Annotated in this window: 15 protein-coding genes; 8 read left to right on the top strand and 7 right to left on the bottom strand. The window is 67.9% G+C overall.

The features are described from left to right. Positions 1 to 145: 145 nt before the first annotated feature. From OXM58_07580 to OXM58_07605, 6 genes are all read right to left on the bottom strand, one after another. Positions 146 to 1102, bottom strand: coding sequence for an acetyl-CoA carboxylase carboxyltransferase subunit alpha (locus OXM58_07580; protein MDE0148218.1), 957 nt, complete (start codon positions 1100 to 1102; stop codon positions 146 to 148). A gap of 56 nt (positions 1103 to 1158) precedes the next feature. Further along, positions 1159 to 2253: a hypothetical protein gene (locus OXM58_07585; GenBank protein ID MDE0148219.1), complete on the bottom strand. Its 1095-nt coding sequence runs from the start codon at positions 2251 to 2253 to the stop codon at positions 1159 to 1161. A gap of 344 nt (positions 2254 to 2597) precedes the next feature. After that, on the bottom strand, positions 2598 to 3008 hold the full coding sequence (locus tag OXM58_07590) for a hypothetical protein (GenBank protein MDE0148220.1): 411 nt from the start codon (positions 3006 to 3008) through the stop codon (positions 2598 to 2600). Positions 3009 to 3013: 5 nt separating this feature from the next. Then, complete coding sequence (locus OXM58_07595) at positions 3014 to 3853, bottom strand: amidohydrolase (GenBank protein MDE0148221.1); 840 nt, start codon at positions 3851 to 3853, stop codon at positions 3014 to 3016. A 137-nt stretch (positions 3854 to 3990) separates the two neighbouring features. Further along, entirely contained in the window at positions 3991 to 5058 is a 1068-nt protein-coding gene (locus OXM58_07600; protein ID MDE0148222.1) for a hypothetical protein, read from the bottom strand. 589 nt (positions 5059 to 5647) lie between these two features. Next, positions 5648 to 6754, bottom strand: coding sequence for a M14 family metallopeptidase (locus OXM58_07605; GenBank protein ID MDE0148223.1), 1107 nt, complete (start codon positions 6752 to 6754; stop codon positions 5648 to 5650). 100 nt (positions 6755 to 6854) lie between these two features. Between OXM58_07605 and OXM58_07610 the strand changes: the two genes are divergently transcribed. Next, on the top strand, positions 6855 to 7787 hold the full coding sequence (locus OXM58_07610) for a fatty acid desaturase (protein MDE0148224.1): 933 nt from the start codon (positions 6855 to 6857) through the stop codon (positions 7785 to 7787). Between the two features lie 166 nt (positions 7788 to 7953). Continuing rightward, a complete protein-coding gene (secA, locus tag OXM58_07615; protein ID MDE0148225.1) occupies positions 7954 to 10776 on the top strand; it encodes a preprotein translocase subunit SecA in 2823 nt (940 codons plus the stop codon). A gap of 42 nt (positions 10777 to 10818) precedes the next feature. Here the strand turns inward: secA and mobA are convergent, their stop codons facing one another. Continuing rightward, the gene (gene mobA / locus OXM58_07620; GenBank protein ID MDE0148226.1) at positions 10819 to 11448 is read right to left on the bottom strand and encodes a molybdenum cofactor guanylyltransferase MobA; all 630 of its coding nucleotides are present in this window, start codon (positions 11446 to 11448) and stop codon (positions 10819 to 10821) included. A 163-nt stretch (positions 11449 to 11611) separates the two neighbouring features. Between mobA and kynU the strand changes: the two genes are divergently transcribed. The 6 genes from kynU to OXM58_07650 all read left to right on the top strand — a co-directional run bounded on the left by kynU (position 11612) and on the right by OXM58_07650 (position 17935). Beyond that, on the top strand, positions 11612 to 12853 hold the full coding sequence (kynU, locus tag OXM58_07625; protein MDE0148227.1) for a kynureninase: 1242 nt from the start codon (positions 11612 to 11614) through the stop codon (positions 12851 to 12853). Positions 12854 to 13141: 288 nt separating this feature from the next. Further along, on the top strand, positions 13142 to 13801 hold the full coding sequence (locus OXM58_07630; protein ID MDE0148228.1) for a hypothetical protein: 660 nt from the start codon (positions 13142 to 13144) through the stop codon (positions 13799 to 13801). A gap of 450 nt (positions 13802 to 14251) precedes the next feature. Next, complete coding sequence (locus tag OXM58_07635; protein ID MDE0148229.1) at positions 14252 to 15169, top strand: branched-chain amino acid ABC transporter permease; 918 nt, start codon at positions 14252 to 14254, stop codon at positions 15167 to 15169. A 21-nt stretch (positions 15170 to 15190) separates the two neighbouring features. Continuing rightward, positions 15191 to 16453 carry a branched-chain amino acid ABC transporter permease gene (locus tag OXM58_07640; GenBank protein ID MDE0148230.1) on the top strand — a complete coding sequence of 421 codons (1263 nt, stop codon included), beginning with the start codon at positions 15191 to 15193 and terminating at the stop codon, positions 16451 to 16453. Beyond that, a complete protein-coding gene (locus OXM58_07645) occupies positions 16446 to 17207 on the top strand; it encodes an ABC transporter ATP-binding protein (protein ID MDE0148231.1) in 762 nt (253 codons plus the stop codon). Before OXM58_07640 ends, OXM58_07645 begins: the two co-directional genes overlap by 8 nt. A 26-nt stretch (positions 17208 to 17233) precedes the next feature. After that, positions 17234 to 17935 (top strand): ABC transporter ATP-binding protein, encoded by a 702-nt coding sequence (locus OXM58_07650; protein MDE0148232.1) that lies wholly within the window; start codon positions 17234 to 17236, stop codon positions 17933 to 17935. Positions 17936 to 17949 lie beyond the last annotated feature (14 nt).

Consider the following 17949-nt stretch of genomic DNA (forward strand, 5'->3'; position numbering starts at 1 on the left):
GGACAGGTTGAGAATCCCCTTTCGCAGAGAAATCCTCTGAAGAGGGGGAAGGACAGGTTTGCGGCGGCCTGGCCCTTTTCGCAGAAAAATCCTGAGGAGAGACGCGTCTCGAAGTTCCGTCCCGAAGGACGAAGCGGCGCGGGGCCTATCCCAAGCCCTTCTGGCCCATGGCGAGGAATTTCTCGCGGCGCTGTTTGCGCAGGACGGGGCCGTCGAACCGGAGCAGCGCGTCCAGCGCCCCGGCGATGGCGTCCTTCACGTTGGCGAAGACCATGTCCTTGTCCCGGTGCGCGCCGCCGACCGGTTCCGGCACGATGGCGTCGATCACCTCCAGGTCGAACAGGTCCTGCGCCGTCAATTTGAGCGCGTCGGCGGCATCCTGCGCGACATCCGAATCGCGCCACAGGATGGAGGCGCAGCCTTCGGGCGAGATCACCGAATAGACCGCGTGCTCCAGCATGAGCACCCGGTTGGCCGCGGCCAGCGCGATCGCGCCGCCGGACCCGCCCTCGCCGATCACGACGCCTATCAGCGGCGTCTCCAGATCGAGGCAGGTTTCGATCGACCGGGCGATGGCCTCGGCCTGGCCGCGCTCCTCGGCGCCCTTGCCGGGGTAGGCGCCCGACGTATCGACCAGCGTGACGACCGGCAGGCCGAACCGCTCGGCCAGCCGCATCAGGCGCATCGCCTTGCGATAGCCCTCCGGCCGCGCCATGCCGAAATTGTGGGTCAGGCGCGATTCGGTGTCGTGGCCCTTCTCGTTGCCGATGACGACCACGGAGCGGCCGTCGAAGCGCGCGAGGCCGCCGACGATGGCGCGGTCCTCGGCGAAGGCGCGGTCGCCGGCGAGCGGCAGGTAATCCTCGAACAGGTTTCCGATATATTCCGAGGCGTGCGGGCGTTCCGGATGGCGCGCAACCAGCACCTTCTGCCACGGCGTCAGCTTCGAATAGGTCGAGCGCAGCATGCGCTCCACCTTTTCCTGCATCCGGCCGACCTCTTCGGCAATGTTGAGGGCGCCGCCGTCCGTCAGGTGGCGCAATTCTTCGATCTTGCCTTCGAGTTCGGCGATCGGCTTTTCGAATTCGAGAAAGGACGGCATGGCGGGAGAATAGCGGATTCCGGAAATAATTCAATCGGTGGCAAACGCGAAAACAGCTATCTGCACTGCAAATCTCCGTTACGCCTTTCGACTTTGGGACCCGGCTCGCGTTCCGTCAGGGTCTCCAGAAACGCCACCAGATCGGCCTGTTCCTGCGCGCTCAGGTCGAGCCGGCGCAGGATCCGTTCCCCGCCGGCGTGCAGCCGTTCCTCGTCGAGGGTCGAATAGTGCCGGACCACGTCGGCGAGCGTTCGGAGGCTGCCGGCATGCATGTAGGGCGCGGTGAACGCCGCGTTGCGCAGGCCCGGCACCCGGAATTCGCCGAAGTTGCTGTGGGCCAGGCGGACATGGCGGGTCTTGACGGCGGTGGCACGCGCCGGATCGTCGTTGAACCGGCCGAGCAGCGTGTAGGGACTCTTGCGCAATTTGCGGATGCCGCCGAAGCGGCCGGGGTCGGCCCGGCGGGATAGTGCGAAATGCGGCACGCCGGCATCGGCGAACTCGCCGTTGGTGAAGGCCGGGCCGAAATGGCAGAAGGCGCAGTTGCCCCGGCCGACGAACAGGCGCAGGCCGCGCTTCGCCGCCGCCGGGTAGCGGGCCCGGCCGGCGGCATCGTTGCGGGCGAGCGCGTCGCGGAAATCGTCGAACGGCGTGCGGCCGGTGACGAGGGTCTCCAGGAACGCCGCCATCGCCTTGCCGAGATCGACGAAGACCCGCTCGTCGTCCGCGCCCGGCACTTCGCCGAAGGCCTGCCGGTAGCCGCAGGCGAGCCGCCGGTCCGCGCGCACCAGCCGGGCCGCGCCGGCCGCGCCGACGCCCATCTCGCGCCGGTCGAGCAGCGGCCGGAGATTCTGCGCCCACAGCGTATCCTGCGCACCGTCCCAGCCGAACCAGCGGTTGAAGCGCAGGTTGAACAGGCTGAGCGCGTTGCGGTCGACCGCCTCGTGGCCGCGGCTGCGCGCGAGGCCGTCGGTCCAGCCCGCGTCCGGCCGGTGGCAGGTTGCGCACGAGATCGTGCCGGAGAGCGACAGGCGGGTTTCGAAGAACAGCGCGTTTCCGAAGGCGATGGCGGCCGGCTTGCCGGAAACCCGATTGCTCAGATCGGGGACGGCGGAAAGCGGCCACGGCCCGTGGCGCAGGATTTTCCGCATTTCCCCCGCCGTGAAATCGCCCGCCCCGGCCGGAAGTGCGGCGAAGGCCAGGGCCAATAGTATCAAAAGCAATAGTATACGGTATGCAACTGCAAATTTTCTAATGATTACAGACATTTGGCGGTCGCCGGTTTGAGGCTCATCGTTCCGTCAATTCCGCCCCGTCATTTCGACCGGAGCGGTTCGCAGAACCGCGAAGTGGAGAAATCCTTCACCCACGATGCAAGGGCCGGAGCACCGGAGTTGAAAGATTTCTCCGCTCCGCCGCCCTACGGGCGGCTCCGGTCGAAATGACGGGGAGGAAGTAACGAAGCGGCGATCCTGGAACCGGGTCATCGTTCAGGTCACTCCAGAACCGTTTCCGCGGTCAGCTTCTCTCTTCCCGCGTCGCCGGCGATATCCAGAATGAGCTGCCAGCGGCCCGGCATGTGGAACAGCAGCCCTTCCGCGGCGCCGGACCGGCCGCTGAGAGTCACGCCGGGCCGGTAGTTCATGCCGTGCCGGTGGACCGGCATCCAGCCGCGCACCCGAACCCGCCGGACCGGCGGTCCGCACAACCGGAAGCGGATCGAGAAATGCGCGCCGACCGGGATGGCGGCCGGGGCGGATTGCCACCATACGGACCAGGTCTTTCCGGCGATCCTCTGCGCCCCGGTCCAGCCCTGCGGCCGCTCGCAGGCCGCCGCGCTGCCGGCCGTCAGGACGAGCGCAAATGTCGCCGCGAGCGCCGGTCCGCACAGGCGCCACCCGGCCATGCCCGTTACCGCAGCTGCGCCAGGTGCGGCCGGATCATCGCCTCGCCGTTGCGCCAGGCGATCTTCTCGGCAAGGTCCGGCGGCAGGTCGCGCAGCCATTCCCGGGTCCAGTTGGCGTGCTCGACGACATAGTGCCAGCGTTCCGGGGTGAAGGTGTCGGTGCCGACCATGACCCGGTCGGGGAAGGCGGCGAACAGGCTGCGCCAGTCGTCGTCGACCCGTCCGCCGTGGGCGTGCTCGCTCCGGAAGGCCAGATCGGTCCACAGGTTCGGATGCTTCTCCAGCATCGGTCCGACGATCTCCGGACCGGCGAACCCGGCATGGGCCCACAACACCCGGGCGTCCGGCCATTGGGCGAAAATCCCGTCGACGGCGCCGGCGTCGGAATGGGCGTGCAGCAGGAGATTGTGCTGCCGCGCCAGTTCGATCATGCGCCGCGGCACGGCCTTTTCCGTCTGGCCGGCGAACAGATGGAATTCGCCGACCGCGACCCAGCGGAACCGCTTGAGCCGGTCCTCGAGGAAATCGATCACCGTCGGATCGTCGACCCAGCGGCCGATTTCGCCGCGCCGGCGATAGGGGCGCAGGCTGGGCAGGACGAGATCCGGCGCGGCGGCGTAGAGCGCGCGGGTCCCGGCATCGCCCGAACTCGAAATCAGCGCCCGTTTCAGCCCGGCCTTCTCCATAAAGGCGACCGCCTCCGCGACGGTATGCTGCTCTGCCGCATCGTGGCTGAAATGGATATGGGCGTCGAAGATCGGCATCGGCGCGCCGACGGCGCGGGCCGCCGAGGGCAGCAGCGTCGCCGCGGCCGAGGTTGCCAGAAAGCGCCGGCGCGAAAACATGGCGGGGCTCCCTTCCGCTGGTCCGATGGGTTTCCCGAACCCTGTCACTCCTGGCGCCTGCATGGCAAGCCCGCAGGCGGGCCGTCCCGCTTTCCGGGCGGATGCCGGCGGCGGGCCGGGTCCGGGCCGGGACGCCGTTACGGCAGCCGGATCCGGAGCAGTTCGAGCGGCCCCGATGCCGACGCGATCCGGCAGGCCATATCGGCCGGCAGCGTGAAGCTGTCTCCCGCCGCCAGTTCGTCCGGCGCGCGGCCGTCGACCGTCAGGGTCAGCCGTCCGTCCAGCACGAAGTGGAAGAGGAATTCGCCGCCGTGCCGCACGGCCGTATCGACATCGTCAGCCGCCTGCCGCAGCACCGCGACTTCCGCCAGTCCGCCGGTCGCCGCCGCGATGCCGAGGTCGCGCGCCTCGAAGCCGGCCATGTCGGCCGGCGCCCAGGGTGCGGCCTCCGCCCGGTGGAGCACGAAGCGCTGGCCGCCATAGTCCCGCTCCGGCAGGTGGCGCCCGGTCGGCAGGGGCAGGTCGTGGTCGAGCAGGGTCATGTGCTCGCCCGGACTGCCGATCTCGACCACCTCCAGCCCGTCCGAACATTCCAGAACCCGGTGGCGGATTTCCGGCGGCTGGAGCACGCAATCGCCCGGCCCCATGACGAACGGCTCGCCCTGGTCCTCGTAGACCAGCCGCACCCAGCCCTTGTAATTGTAGATCATCTGGAAGCGGATCCTGTGGAAATGGACGTTGTCCGGCACCGGCCCGCCGTCCGGGATGCGGATATGGGAGGCGATGAACCGGCCGCCCTCGCGCTCCGGGATCAGGTCGCGGTAGAGCATCCCGGCCCGGCCGACGCCCCAGCCGCCATTCGCGCCGTCCGCCCTGCAGATTGTCAGCTTCTGGTCGAGCGGCGGCAGGTCGAGCGGCGGATCGGCCTCGACCACCGTCACCGTCGCGCCGTTGGGGGCCGTGACCTTGCGGGCGCCATCCAGCAGCGCCGCCGGATCGGCGCTGGCGATGCGCAGCGCCGGCGGCGGGCCTTCGGCATCGCGGTCCAGCCGCAGCCGGAGCCCGTAGCCGGACAGGCTGGCGATTGCGGGATCGTCGGCCGGATGGATGGCGTCGAGCCGGAAGCCCAGGGTGTCCCGGAAGAAGGCGAGCGTCGCGTCGAAATCCGGGCTCGGCAGGATCACTTCGGCGGTCGGTGTTGTCATTTTGCGCCTTGTTCGAGCCGTTTCCTGCCCGGTCGCCCGGCGCCTCCGACTCTCCGGCAGCGCCCCGATCGAACCGGTACCGCCTCCGACTATCACGAAATACCCGCAGTCGCGATAGCCGGTCGAACGAGGGTAGTGAGTCAGTCTGAAATTGTCCGTTGCGCCGTAACGCCCGGCAGCCCTCTCTTGTCGCCCCGGACGGAGCGGAGCGACGATCCGGGGACCAGAGCCACGGGCAGAAGCCTGTCGGGTCGGCCCCTTCGACAGGCTCAGGGCAGGCTCTGGACCCCGGCTCTCCCTGCGGTCGGCCGGGGAGGCACATCGGGGTGGACGGGACTTCGAGTTCTGCCCCTACCTGAAATTCAAACTGAACTCACTACCCGAACGAGATTGATATTCCCGGCAGGCAAGCCCAGATTGCAGGCAACACCCCTTGCGGTTTCGACCGCAGGGCGCGGGGCCTCTTCGGAGGCCCCTGCTTTTTTCGGGCGCATCCGGGCTAACGGTCTACGACATTCGCAACTGCCGGATCCGATCCCCGGAACGAATATTCGGAAACCTGCGAACTGGTAAGCGCCGACGGGCCGGCCTATTCCGCCAGTCCGGCCGCGGCCTGCCGCACGACCCGGTCCGCAGTTTCCCAGATCATGGCCTTCCATTCCGCCGTGTCTCCGTAAAACGCATCCCGTATCTGCCGCTTGATCGCCCTGCCCTCCTCCGACTCCGGATCGCCGTAGAGATGCAGCCAGTTGTCGGCGCGCAGGGCCTCGAGAACCTCGGGCAACGTCTGCGTGCCGTATTCCAGCGCGACCGAGGTCACTTCGGTGTCCTGCGCAATGCCGTCGAAACCGTTCTCCACCGAACCGGTCACGACGGCGGAGAGGCTGTCGTTCCGTTCCGGCGATTTCACCGCGGCGCCATACCATCGGCGTGCGCGCCCGCCACCCGCGCCGCCGGCGCTTTCGACGCTGATGATCTCGCAGGCGCCATGGTCGCCGAGACCGGTGTGGAAATCCAGATGGGCGACCCGCCGCGCGCCGCGGCAGTGCGCGTCGACAATCGCCCGCCAGGTCTGCGCCGACCAGGAGAGCGCCCGGCCGCCGAAAAACAGGCCGTCGGGAAAATCGTACTGGCCGCCGCTCACCGCCTCCTGGAAGGCGAACATGCCGTGCTCCCTGATATAGGCGGCGATGGCGGCATCGGCCCTTTCGCGCCCGGGCCCGGTCCAATCGCGCGGCGTCAGCCAGGCATGGATTTCGGCATATTTCTCATTCGCCGGATGTCCCGCGCCATGATCCAGATTGTTGCGGTTGAGATCGATATTGTGCTCGGTCACCCGGCGCAGCCACGCGAAACCATAGGGGTTGATGGCGTGGACCAGGACCAGGGCGCAATCGGCCGGCAGCAGATCGACCGCGCCGGTCTCCAGCATGCCGACCTGGCAGCCGGAGCCGCAGAAGCCCTCGACGCCGTGGGTGCCGGACGAAACGATCAGTACGCCCGCAGTTGCGCCCGGCGCGGGACCGAGCCGGGCGACATCGGTCGCGAGATCGCCGCCGCCGGGCTGCCGGGCGTTCGGGTTGACGTGGGTCTCCAGGACCGCGCCGGCCCGCTCCGCCGCGGCGCGGAACTCGACGCGCGCCCCGGCATAGTCGGCGGCGAACCAGGATTCGGGCCAGGATTCGGGCGGGTTCATCGGGCTTCGGCCATGCTACACTATCGCGTTCGACGGGCGCGCAATGTAAGGCCGGAACCGGCGGGCGCTCAATGGCCAGCGCGGCAGGGTGCAGGGATCGATGGACGCAGACGGGCCGATACCACGGGCGACCGACCATCGCGACGCCGTCGGCCGGCTGGGCCGGGAGCAGCGGCGGGAACTCCTGCAACGCTCCGACCGCAAGGGCCTCGCCCATCTTGCCGGCCATCTGGCGGCGCTCGGCCTGACCGGAACGCTGATCGCCCTTGAGGCGCCGGGCTGGCCGATCCTGCTGCTGCCCCACGGTATCCTGCTGGTCTTCCTGTTCTGCCTGCAGCACGAGGCGGTGCACAAGACGCCGTTCCGCAGCGCCTGGCTGAATGCGGCGGCGGGCTGGGGCGCCGGGCTCGTCAACCTGCTGCCGCCGGTCTGGTTCCACCATTTCCACATGGACCATCACCGCTACACCCACGATCCGGCGCGCGATCCGGAGCTGGCCCGGCCCTTGCCGCAGTCGAAGGCGGGCCTCGCCTGGCTGATTGCCGGTGGCCCGTACTGGACGAGCCAGGTCCGCACGCTGCTGGTCAACGCCGCCGGCCGCAACCGCGACGGCTTCGTGCCGCCGGCGGCGCGCGCGCCGGTAGTGTGGGAGGCCCGGTCGTTCCTTGCCGTCTATGCCGCCGCGGCGGGAATTTCGATTTTCGCCGGCAGTGCGGCCCTGCTGTGGCTCTGGGTGCTGCCCGCGCTGCTGGGCCAGCCGTTCCTGCGGGTCTATCTTCTGGCCGAGCACACCGGCTGCCCGCATGTCGCGAACATGCTGGAGAACACGCGCACGACCTTCACCAACCGGCTGGTGCGGTTTATCGCCTGGAACATGCCCTATCATGTCGAGCACCATGTCTATCCGGCGGTACCGTTCCATCGGCTGCCGGCGTTCCACGCGATCCTGCGCGACCGTCTGAGCGTCACGGCGGACGGCTACCGGGCGGCGACGCGGGCCACGACAGGGGCGATCCTGCGCGGCGAGGCGTAACAGCGGCCTGAGCGGCGCGGTTCGTTGACAGCTTTGGGCGCCCCCCCTATCTGTCCCTAACCCGGAATTCACGCAGCCCCTGCGCTTCGAAGGCCGTGTTTGCTCCCCTCCCGGAGCGGCCGGGACGCGCCCGCTGTTTCAGGCCGCTGTTTCAGGAAAGTCCTTGATGTTCGGCAATCTCGCCCAGAAATTCTTCGGCTCGGCCAACGAACGCTACATCAGCCGCGTTCAGCCCCTGATCGACCGGATCAACGGGCTCGAGCCGGAGATGGAGGCGCTGTCGGACGCGCAGCTGGCGGCCCGCACCGGCTGGCTCAGGGAGCGCCACCAGAACGGCGAGGCGCTGGACGACCTGCTGGTCGACTCGTTCGCCACGGTGCGCGAAGCGTCGCGCCGCACCCTGGGCGAACGCCATTTCGACGTGCAGCTCATCGGCGGCACCATCCTGCACCGCGGCATGATCGCCGAGATGAAAACCGGCGAGGGCAAGACGCTGGTCGCAACCCTGCCGGTCTACCTGAACGCGCTCGCCGGCAAGGGCGTCCATGTCGTCACGGTCAACGACTATCTCGCAAAGCGCGACGCTGAGTGGATGGGGCAGATCTACACGTTCCTCGGCCTCACCGTCGGCTGCATCACCCAGGAGCTCAGCGACGACGAGCGGCGCGCGGCCTACGGCTGCGACGTCACCTACGGCACCAACAACGAGTACGGCTTCGACTATCTCCGGGACAACATGAAGTTCGACCTGGAGGAGATGGTCCAGCGGCCGTTCAACTTCGCGATCGTCGACGAGGTGGATTCGATCCTGATCGACGAGGCGCGCACCCCGCTCATCATCTCCGGCCCGACCGACGACACGTCCGAACTGTATATGGCGGTCGACAAGATCATCCCGAACCTGTCGCCGGACGATTACGAGATCGACGAGAAACAGAAGACCGTCGCGCTGACCGACGCCGGCAACGAACATCTCGAGCGCCTGCTGGACGAGGCCGGGCTGCTCAGCGGCAGCAGCCTCTACGAAATGCAGAATGTCAGCGTCGTCCACCACGCCAACCAGGCGCTGCGCGCCCATACCCTGTTCCGGCGCGACACCGATTACATCGTCAAGAACGGCAAGGTCGTCATCATCGACGAGTTCACCGGCCGGATGATGGAGGGCCGGCGTTATTCGGAAGGGCTGCACCAGGCGCTCGAGGCCAAGGAGCGCGTCGAGATCCAGACGGAAAACCAGACCGTCGCGTCGATCACCTTCCAGAACTATTTCCGCATGTATCCGAAGCTGGCGGGCATGACCGGCACGGCCATGACCGAGGCGGCGGAGTTCATCGACATTTACAAGCTGGAAGTCGTCGACGTGCCGACCAACCTGCCGGTCGACCGCACCGACGAGGACGACGAGGTCTACCGCACCGGCGCGGAGCGCGACAACGCGGTGCTCGACCTGATCGAGGACTGCTCGAAACGCGGCCAGCCCATGCTGGTCGGCACGGTCAGCATCGAGAAGTCCGAACTGCTGTCCGGGAAACTCCAGGAAAAGAAAATCCCGCACCAGGTGCTGAACGCCCGGCACCACGAGCGCGAGGCTTTCATCATCGCCCAGGGCGGCGAGCCGGCGGCGATCACCATCGCCACCAACATGGCCGGCCGCGGCACCGATATCCGCCTGGGCGGCAACGCCGACATGCGCATCGTCCAAGAGCTGGGCGACTTTCCGGAGGGCCCGGAGCGCGATGCCAAAGAGGCCGAAATCCGCGCCCAGGTCGAGGAGCGCAAGAAAAAGGTGATCGCGGCCGGCGGCCTGTTCGTCGTCGCCACGGAGCGGCACGAGAGCCGGCGCATCGACAACCAGCTGCGCGGCCGCTCCGGCCGCCAGGGCGATCCGGGCAATTCGCGCTTCTTCCTGTCCCTGCAGGACGACCTGATGCGCATCTTCGGCTCCGACCGCATGGACGGCTGGCTCCAGCGCCTCGGCCTCAAGGAAGGCGAGGCGGTCGTCCACGGCTGGATCAACAAGGCGGTCGAGCGGGCGCAGCACAAGGTCGAGGAACGCAACTTCGAGATCCGGAAGAACCTGCTCAAGTTCGACGATGTGATGAACGACCAGCGCAAGGTGATCTACGCCCAGCGCATCGGCATCATGAAGACGGACGACGTCTCGGAGACGATCCGCGAGTACCGCGAGGAGGCGATCGAGGCGATCGTCGAGGACGCGATCCCCGAAGGCGCCTATGCCGAACAATGGGATATCGAGGGCCTGCATACCCGCACGCTCGGCGTCTTCGGCCTAGACCTGCCGGTCCGGGAATGGGCGGCCGAGGAAGGAATTGCCGACCAGGAAATCTACGAGCGCATCCTCGAGGCCGTGAGCCGGCACATGGCGGAGAAGACCGCGTCCTATTCGCCGGAGTTGATGCGCCTCGCCGAAAAGAGCGTCCTGCTCCAGATTCTCGACCAGCAATGGAAAGAGCACCTGCTTCAGCTCGACCATCTGCGCCAGGCCGTGAACCTGCGGGCCTACGGCCAGAAGGATCCGCTGATCGAGTACAAGCGCGAAGCCTTCGATATGTTCCAGGTCATGCTCGCCGGCCTCAAGGAAACCACGGTCGGCGCGCTTTCCCATCTGGAAATCGAGCTGGATGCCGATCCGGAAAGCCTACTGCCCCAGGACGAGAGCGCGGCCTGGGAACAGTCCGGCCCCGGCATGGGCGACGACCTTGCGCCCTTCGGCCTGCCGCCGCTCGGATCGCTGGAAGACATGGCGCGCATGGCCGGCATGGACCTGGATGCCCTGGAACCCGAGCCGGAATTCACCAACGGCAACGGCGGCGTGATCGCGCCGGCGCGCACCCGTCCGGTCCGCACCCGCAGGGCCGCGGCGACCGTCGATCCGGGCAATCCTGCGACCTGGGGCAAGGTCTCGCGCAACGCGCCCTGCCCCTGCGGTTCCGGGAAAAAGTACAAGCACTGCCACGGCCGGGTCTGACACCTGCCGGACGGGTTCCGGAAGCGGCCCGCGCCGCACGTCTCAGCCGCCCGACAGGAGCCTCTCCGCCGTCTCCAGGTCTTCCGGGCGGTTGGCGTTGAAGAAGGGGTCGGGCGGGCCGGCGCCGAAATCGGCGACCGCGAGCCTGTAGCGCGCGGTCCAGCGGTCGACCTTCGTAATTCCCTCGTCGCGCAGGGCGGATTCGAGATCGTCGCGCAGGCCGACCGGCCACAGGCCGATCACCGGGTGATGCCGCCCGGCCGACGCGGCACAGGCCATGTCCGCGCCGTCGCGCCGGATCGCGGCGCGAAGGCGTTCGGCAAGGTCCGGCGGCAGGAAGGGCGCGTCCGTTGCAGCCGTCAGGATCCAGCCCGCTTCCGGCGCGTTGGCGGCGGCCCAGGCCATGCCGGTCAGGACACCGGCAAGCGGGCCGGGCTGGCCGGGCAGGATGTCGGCGGCGACCGGCAGGCCGAAAGCGGCGAAGCGGCCCGGATCGCCGTTGGCGTTCAGGACCAGACGGCCGACCTGCGGCGCGATCCGCTCGATCGCATGGGCGAGCAGCGGCCGGCCGGCGAGCGGACGCAGGCACTTGTCGCCGCCGCCCATGCGGCGCGCCCGGCCGCCGGCAAGCAGAACGCCGACGGTTGCGGGATCGGATGGTCCGGCTGACATGGATTTTCGGCGTTGCCGCTCCCCGGTCCGGTCGGAAGCGCCTTATTAGGCCATGTCCGATTGCTGCGGAAGCCGGGCAGCCTAACGCGGTACCGGCGCGCGGGCTGCTGCGCTATGCTCCCTGCCCGGCTTTCCCCGGAACGTACGACAGGCGGGCACGGCGATGACGACCCTGACGCGAGACGACCTGCTGCAACGCGACGCCGGCGATCCGCTGGCGCGCATGCGCGAGCGCTTCGACCTGCCGGACGGCATGATCTATCTCGACGGCAATTCGCTGGGCGCCCTGCCCCACATCACCAAGGACCGCATCCGCCAGCTGATCGAGGACCAGTGGGGCCTGGACCTGATCAAGAGCTGGAACGCCCACGACTGGTACCACATGCCGGGGCGCTGCGGCGCCAAGCTCGCCGCCTTCATCGGCGCACGGCCGGGCGAGGTCGTCTGCGCCGATTCGACGTCCGTCAACCTGTTCAAGCTGCTCGCCGCCGCGCTGGCCGAGCGGCCCGACCGCACGGTCATCGTCTCGGAGAAGGGCAACTTCCCGACCGACCTCTACATCGCCCAGGGCCTCACCGGGATGCTCGGCCGCGGCCACGAACTGCGCCTGGTCGAGAGCGACGCGGAACTGGACGGCGCGATCCGGGACGATGTCGCGGTCGTCATGCTGACGCACATCGACTACCGCAGCGGCCGGATGCACGATATGGCGGCGGTGACCGGGCGGGCCCACGACGCCGGCGCGCTCGTGCTATGGGACCTGGCGCACAGCGCCGGCGCCGTGCCGGTCGATCTCAACGGCGCCGATGCCGACCTCGCCGTCGGCTGCGGCTACAAGTATCTCAACGGCGGCCCCGGCGCGCCGGCGTTTCTCTTCATCGCGGAACGGCTTCAGGACCGTATCCGGCCGCCGCTCTCCGGCTGGATGGGCCACGCCGCGCCCTTCGATTTCGACTGGTCCTACAGGCCGGCCGAGGGCATCGCCCGCAATCTTTGCGGCACGCCGCCGGTCCTGAGCCTCGCCGCCCTCGAAGCCAGCCTCGATACGATGGCGGATCTCGATATGGCCGCGGTCCGCGCCAAGTCTCTGGCGCTGGGCGACCTGTTCATCGAGCTGGTGGAGACCCGCTGTGCGGGGCACGGTTTCACGCTGGTTTCGCCGCGCGACGCCACCCGGGGCAGCCAGGTCAGCTTCGCCCATCCGGAGGGTTTCACGATCATGCAGGCGCTGATCGCCGGCCACGTCATCGGCGATTTCCGCGCGCCGGACATCCTGCGCTTCGGCTTCACGCCGCTCTACACCCGCTATGTCGATATCTGGGACGCGGTGGACGTGCTGGCGGATATCATGGCCAGCGGCCGGTGGAACGAGCCGCGCTTCCGCGCCCGCGGCACCGTCACCTGACATTCCGCCGTTGCGCGTGGATTACGCAGGCGTCCCGCGCGCCCGACCTTTCCGGGACCGGGCCGGCGCGCTCGCCGCGGGGCGGGCGCCTACAGACCGGCCGCTTTGCCGGCGGCCTCCCCGGCCCCTCCCGTGAACGCGGAAAGCGAATGCGGTTGACAGGCGGACCGGGACAATTCCTGCTGAGGCACAGTCCCGAAGAAATTTAACTCCGAAAAAACAAACCCCGGGCGCATGCGAAACGCAGAGGCGGACCCGGGGGGTTACAGTCGAGAGGTGGTTTACCCGATGACGGATGTCAATACCTTTCGGGCGCTTCAGGAAGCGTTCTCCCGCGGGCGGATGCAGACCTACCTGGACTTCGCCCGGGGAGACCGCCAGACCGCGCTGCACCACTATGCCCGGAACGCACAACTCGGGGCCGCTTTCCATGGACCGTTGCAGGCGCTCGAGGTCGCTCTGCGCAACGCCATGCATGCCCGGCTCGCGGCGCGCTACGGCAGCCGGTGGTACACGGTCGCTGCCGCCGGCCTCGACAGGCACGCCCGGGACGCTACGGAAGCCGCGCTGAACCGGGGAGCGGCAGAGCCGGGCCGGTTCGTGGCGTCGATGTCGCTGGGCTTCTGGGTCCGGCTCCTCGGCCGCGGCGGCCATATCGACGGCGGTCGCAAGGCCGACTACGAAAGGACGCTCTGGCGTCCGGCGCTGTTCGAGGCGTTTCCGGGCCGTTCCCGCCGGATGGTGCACCGGAGACTGGACCGCCTGCGGCAGCTTCGAAACCGGATCGCGCATCACGAGCCGATATTCGACCGGGACCTGAGGGAGGACTACGAGGGTCTCCTGGAGGCCGTGGGCTGGATCTCGGCCGACGTCCGACGATGGATCGAGACCCACAGCCTCCTGCCGGATGCGCTCCGGGCGCCGCCCTCCACGCCGGTCTGCTTCTAGCCGGTCCGGCTCTGCATCGCCTGACTGCGAATCGGCGCATTAGCTCCGTCCTGCAAACGACAACACTCGAAATGGGGCCGATACCGGCGCGGAACATGCCGAACGGGCCCTCGGGCCGCTCTACACGCGCTATGTCGATATCCGGGACGCGGTGGACGTGCTGGCGGATATCATGGCCAGCGGCCGGTGGAACGAGCCGCGCTTCCGCGCCCGCGGCACCGTCACCCGACCGGATGCGGCCCCACCTGACCGGATGCGGCCCGGCGCGGCCCTGCCCGTCGGGGCGCAGGATGCGCCGGGCAGGCGGCTTGACACTGCCCCGCCGCCCCCGTTTTATGCGCGCACGCTGAAAGGACGGGACCGCCCGGCGGCAGGGACGCCGGGCGCAGTCTTTGTCCGGCCTAGCCGGCCGCGGCCGGCGGATTCGGCCGGGAGGGAATTACCGGGCTCATGGGCCAGCTGATCTTCGAGACGATTCTGAACGGGCTGCAGTTCGGCATCTTCCTGTTCCTGGTCGCAGGCGGGCTGACGCTGGTTCTCGGCATCATGAGCTTCGTGAACCTGGCCCACGGCTCCATGTTCATGATGGGCGCCTATGTGGCGGCGTGGGTGTTCCAGCAGTCCGACAGCTTCCTGCTCGCCGCCATCGTCGCGCTGCCGGTCATCCTGCTGCTCGGCATCGGGCTGGAATATCTCGCCTTCCGGACCCTCTACACCCGCGATCACCTCGACCAGGTGCTCGCCACCTTCGGCTGCATCCTGTTCTTCAACCAGATGGTGCTGGTCGTGTTCGGCGCCGAGAGCCAGGAATTCAAGCTGCCGGAATCGATCAACTTTCCGTTTCCGATGCTCGGCTTCACCTATCCGTTCTACCGGCTGATCGTGATTCTGGCCGGCATCCTGGTGGCGATCGGCCTGTATATCGCGATTACCCGGACCCGGGTCGGCATGCGCATCCGCGCCGGCGCGTCGAACCGCGCCATGGTCGGCGCGCTCGGCGTCAACGTGATCGCGCTCTACACCATCGTGTTCGGCATCGGCGCAGCGCTGGCCGGATTCGCCGGCATCATGATCGGCCCGATCGAATCGGTCGAAAGCGGCATGGGCGAGGAAAAGCTCATCCTCGCCATCGTGGTGATCGTGATCGGCGGCATCGGCTCGATCCGCGGCGCCTTCATCGCCTCGATCATCGTCGGCCTGGTCGAGATCGGCGGCCGGGTCTTCATGACCGATATCCTGCGCGCCTTCCTGAACGAGGAGTTCGCCCAGACGGCGGGCCCGGCGATCGCCTCAATGATGATCTACATCCTGATGGCGGCGATCCTGTTCTTCAAGCCGGAGGGGCTGTTCCCGGCCCGCACCGGCTAGGCGGGACGGGAGAACGCGACCATGGCCGGACACGGCATATCCAACCTCAACCCGCGGATCAGATTCTCCTTCGCCGATCCGCGCTTCGTCATCATGGTCCTCGGCCTGATCGGCCTGGCCGTGCTGCCGATCGTCGCCGGCGCGGCCGACGACGTGTTCATGATCTCCTTCATGGCGAAGATGATGATCTTCGCCATCGCCGCGGCGAGCCTGGACCTGATCCTGGGCTACGGCGGCATGATCAGTTTCGGCCACGCCGCCTATATCGGCCTCGGCACCTATGCCGTTGCCGTATCCGCCCGCTATTTCGGCGACTTTTGCGCCGATGTCGAGGAAGGCCAGGCCTGCGCCTACGGTTTCCTGGCCAGCGGTTATTTCCAGTTTGCCGTGGCCATCGTCGGCTCGGCGCTGGTCGCGCTGGTGATCGGCGCGATCTCGCTGCGCACGACCGGCCTCTATTTCATCATGATCACGCTGGCCTTCACCCAGATGCTGTTCTTCCTGGGCATCAGCCTGGAGCCGTTCGGGGGCGACGACGGCATGACAGTCGACGAGCGCAGCGACTTCGCCTTTTTCACCATCGGCGACGACCTGCTCTACGAGGGCGACGGCGCAACCCTCTATTATGCCTGCCTGGTCGCCCTCCTGCTGTCGCTGCTGCTGCTGCGCCGCCTGGTGAACTCCCGCTTCGGCATGGTCATCCGCGGCAGCTATTCCAACCCGGTGCGCATGGCGGCGCTCGGCTATCCGGTCTACCGCTACCGGCTGACCGCCTTCGTCATCGCCGGGACGATCTGCGGCGTCGCCGGCGCGCTGTTCGCCAACCACCAGGAATTCCTGACCCCGGAATACATGATGTGGATCCGCTCCGGCGAGATCATGATCATGGTCATCATGGGCGGGATGGGCACGATTTTCGGCCCGGTGTTCGGCGCACTCGCCTTCCTGAGCATCGAGGAGTTCCTGCAGGAGCTGGTCGGCAGCGACTACTGGATGATTGTGTTCGGCCCGATGCTCGTCCTGCTCGTGCTGTTCGCCAAGCGCGGCCTGTTCGGGCTGATTCCGGACAACTGGGCGGCGATGCCGCGCTTCGCCGTCGGCTTCGTCCTGCTCGTCGCCGCCGTCGCGATCTTCCTGTTCCTGATCACGCTGGCGACGCCGCTCACCATCGTGCTCGCCTTCGTCCTGCTGTCGCTGATCGTGAAGCTCGGCGTCGACTACGCCGGCTGGCCCAGTCCGCTGAAACGGCTGGCGGCGCTGACCGGGAGCCGGTCGGATGGCTGACTCCCCTCGCCCGGGCCTGCATCTCGAAGTCCGCGACCTGTCCAAGAGCTTCGGCCAGGTCCACGCGACCCGGAACGTCAACCTGTCGGTCGAGCGCGGCGAGGTTCACGCCATCATCGGCCCGAACGGCGCCGGCAAGACGACCCTGATCGCGCAACTCAGCGGCGCGATCAGGCCGGACAGCGGCGAGATCATCTTCGACGGCCACGATATCGCCGGCCTGCCGGCGCACAAGATTTCCATGCTCGGCCTGGCCCGGTCGTTCCAGGTGACCAGCATCTTTCTGGACTTCACCGCCGAGGACAATGTCGCGCTCGCCGTCCAGGCCCACGCCGACCATTCCTTCAAATTCTGGAAGCCGGCGCAGACCGACCGGGCGCTGCGCGCTCCGGCGCGCCAGGCGCTCGAAACCGTGGGCCTGGGCCATCGCGCCGATACGCTGGCCGCCGACCTGTCCCACGGCGAGCAGCGCCAGCTCGAGATCGCCATGGCGATGGCCACCGGGCCGTCCATGCTGCTGCTCGACGAACCGACGGCGGGCATGGGCGCCGAGGAATCGGCCCACATGGTCGAGCTGCTGCGCGGCTTCGCCCGCGACCACACCATCCTGCTGATCGAGCACGATATGGATGCCGTCTTCGCGCTGGCCGACCGGATTACCGTGCTGGTCTACGGCGAGGCCATCGCGACCGGCGCGCCTGACGAGATTCGCGGCAACGACGAGGTCCGCGCCGCCTATCTCGGCGAAGACTGACGGGCGCGGACTGACGGGGCTGGGCGATGTTGACCCTCGAAAGCGTCGAAACCTTTTACGGCCAGAGCCAGGTCCTGTTCGGCATGGGCCTCTCGGTCAACGACGGCGAGGTCGTCACCCTGCTCGGCCGCAACGGCATGGGCAAGACGACCACGATCCGCTCGATCATGGGCCTCACGCCGGCGCGGCGCGGCACGATCGCCTTCGACGGCGAGGACATCCGCAACTGGCTGCCCTACCGGGTGGCGCGGGCCGGCCTCGGCCTGGTGCCGGAGGGCCGCCAGGTCTTCCCCAATCTCACGGTCGAGGAGAACCTGATCTCGACCCACGAGAACCGTCACGGCAGCGACGATCCCTGGACGCTGGAAAAGATCTTCGACCTGTTTCCGGGGGTTGCCGAGCGTCGCCGCAACATGGGTAACCAGCTTTCCGGCGGCGAGCAGCAGATGGTGGCGATCAGCCGGGCGCTGATGACCAACCCGAGATTGCTGATCCTCGACGAGGCGACCGAAGGGCTGGCGCCGCTGATCCGCCAGGACATCTGGCGCACCCTCGACATGCTGAAGGCGCACGGCGAATCGATCCTGCTGGTCGACAAGAATGTCGAGGCGCTGACCCGGCTGGCCGACCGCCACTACATCATCGAGAAGGGCAAGGTCGTCTGGACCGGCGACAGCGCCGAACTCCGCGCCGCCGAGGATTTGCAGCACCGCTATCTGGGGGTGTGAGGTGCGGTCCGTTC

It is taken from the genome of Rhodospirillaceae bacterium, from assembly GCA_028819475.1.
Taxonomy (GTDB): domain Bacteria; phylum Pseudomonadota; class Alphaproteobacteria; order Bin65; family Bin65; genus Bin65.